We start from the raw sequence: 2,647 nt of genomic DNA on the forward strand, positions 1-2,647 counted from the left end.
CCGCCTGCGCGCGCTTTACGCCCAATGATTCCGAACAACGCTTGCATCCTTCGTATTACCGCGGCTGCTGGCACGAAGTTAGCCGGTGCTTATTCTTTAGGTACCATCACTTTACAGGGTATTAGCTCTGTAATCATTTTTCCCTAAAAAAGAGTTTTACAATCCGAAGACCTTCCTCACTCACGCGGCGTCGCTGCATCAGGCTTCCGCCCATTGTGCAATATTCCCTACTGCTGCCTCCCGTAGGAGTCTGGGCCGTGTCTCAGTCCCAGTGTGGCCGGTCACCCTCTCAGGCCGGCTACCCGTCGTCGCCTTGGTAGGCCATCACCCCACCAACAAGCTGATAGGCCGCGGGCTCATCCCGTACCGCCGAAGCTTTCCACACCACCCCATGCGAAGCAGTGTCCCATCCGGTATTAGACCCCGTTTCCAAGGCTTATCCCAGAGTACAGGGCAGATTGCCCACGTGTTACTCACCCGTTCGCCACTCATCCACCACCCGAAAGCGGCTTCAGCGTTCGACTTGCATGTGTTAAGCACGCCGCCAGCGTTCGTCCTGAGCCAGGATCAAACTCTCCAACAATGAATTCAATCCGAGACCCACTGTCTCAAAGAAACCCACAAAAAAAGGGGCAAACCCCACCCACCAAAACAGGTGAGGCATCAAAGCTCTACTAGCTGACAATCACTAGCGCACTGTTGAGTTCTCAAACAACACCACAAAGTGTTACCCGGTTATTCCCTCCGAGCGACACCCACCCTAACAACAACCCCGGAGGGCTCTTTCAAGGGGGTGACCCGCTCTCTCTGGAGAGGGCCGACCAGCAACGTTACCCGACCAGACTCCCGGAAGCAACCTCTGTGGGTCTCTCCCGTTCGCCCCGGCCGTCCCTGGCGACAAGAAGAAGATTACACACCCGCCGAACCCCGCTGTGCAGGGGGGTCTACTTTCGGGTGAACCCGCAGGTCAGAGCGGGTTAACCCGGCGTCGACGCCCCCTTCACCGGCCACGGTGTCAGAGGACCGGCAGCAGGGTCCGGAGTTCGTAGGGCGTGACCGCGCTGCGGTAGCTGTCCCACTCCACCCGCTTGTTCCGGAGGAAGAAGTCGTACACGTGCTCGCCGAGCGCCTCCGGCAACAACTCCGACCGTTCCATCTCGACGAGCGCCTCGCCCAGGTTCTGCGGCAGCTCCGCGTACCCCGCGGCCTTGCGCTCCGAGTCGGACAGGTCCCAGATGTTGTCCTCGGCCGCGGGCGGCAGCTCGTAGCCCTGCTCGATCCCCTTGAGCCCCGCGGCGAGAATGACCGAGTAGGCCAGGTACGGGTTGCACGCCGAGTCGAGACTGCGCAGTTCGACCCGCCGGGACGACGCCTTGCCCGGCGAGTACATCGGTACCCGGACCAGCGCGGAGCGGTTGGCGTGCCCCCACGACACCGCGGTCGGCGCCTCCCCACCCCGGATCAACCGCTTGTACGAGTTGACCCACTGGTTGGTGACCGCGGAGAGCTCGCGGGCGTGCCGCAGGAGGCCGGCCACGAACGCCTTCCCGGTGTCCGAGAGCTCGTACGGGTCCTCCGGGCTGTAGAAGGCGTTCTGGTCCCCCTCGAACAGCGACACGTGCGTGTGCATTCCCGAACCGGCCTGGCCGGTGAACGGTTTGGGCATGAAGGTGGCGCGGACGCCCTGCATCAGCGCGACCTCCTTGACCACGTACCGGAACGTCATGACGTTGTCGGCCATGGTCAGCGCGTCGGCGTAGCGCAGGTCGATCTCCTGCTGGCCCGGGGCACCCTCGTGATGGGAGAACTCCACGGAGATGCCCATCTCCTCCAACGCCTCGATGGCGTTGCGGCGGAAGTGGGTGGCCGTGGCGTGGCTCGCCTGGTCGAAGTATCCCCCGTTGTCCGCCGGTTCCGGCTCACTGCCGTCCTCCGGCAGGGTCGCCAGCAGGAAGAACTCGATCTCGGGATGGACGTAGCAGGTGAACCCGGCCTCGGCCGCCCTGGAGAGCTGGCGGCGCAACACGTGCCGGGGGTCGGCCCACGACGGCGAGCCGTCCGGCATGCCGATGTCACAGAACATGCGCGCCGAGTACCGATCCCCGTCCGGGGTCTCCCACGGCAGGACCTGGAACGTGGACGGGTCCGGCTTCGCGATCATGTCCGACTCGTAGACCCGGGCGAAGCCCTCGATGGCGGACCCGTCGAAGCCGATGCCCTCGCTGAAGGCGCCTTCCAGTTCGGCGGGTGCCACGGCCACCGACTTGAGATACCCGAGCACGTCGGTGAACCAGAGCCGCACGAAGCGGATGTCCCGTTCCTCCAGCGTGCGCAGCACGAACTCCTGCTGGCGATCCATGCCGCGACTCTAGGCGCGAGACGTTAACTCGGTGTTTCGGGGGCGTGCGGATCTCCCCCGTCCGGTCGACGCCGGGAGGCTCGTGCCCGTCACAACCGTCCGTCCACCTGGCCGGGCGGCGGAGGCCTGCCCGATACCGTGGGCGCCATGCCGATCCGTCGCCTCGCGGTCGTTCTCGTCGCCGCGCTGACCGTCGTGGGCGGGTGTGCCGCCTCGCCGGACACGACCGGCCCGCTCCCGGACGGACGCGAGCTGGTCGACACCGCGACCGGGGCGCTTGCCGACGTG

Annotated in this window: 1 protein-coding gene and 1 other annotated feature; the gene reads right to left on the minus strand. The window is 64.8% G+C overall.

Features of this window, described 5'->3' with window-relative positions; all coding sequences use genetic code 11:
- Positions 1-32: 32 nt before the first annotated feature.
- Positions 33-575 (minus strand) — a sequence feature (16S ribosomal RNA rRNA prediction is too short).
- A 440-nt stretch (positions 576-1,015) separates the two neighbouring features.
- Positions 1,016-2,359: a type I glutamate--ammonia ligase gene (gene glnA, locus SACHA_RS0109420; protein ID WP_019809190.1), complete on the minus strand. Its 1,344-nt coding sequence runs from the start codon at positions 2,357-2,359 to the stop codon at positions 1,016-1,018.
- Positions 2,360-2,647: the final 288 nt, after the last annotated feature.

It is taken from the genome of Saccharomonospora halophila 8 (assembly GCF_000383775.1).
Taxonomy (GTDB): domain Bacteria; phylum Actinomycetota; class Actinomycetes; order Mycobacteriales; family Pseudonocardiaceae; genus Saccharomonospora; species Saccharomonospora halophila.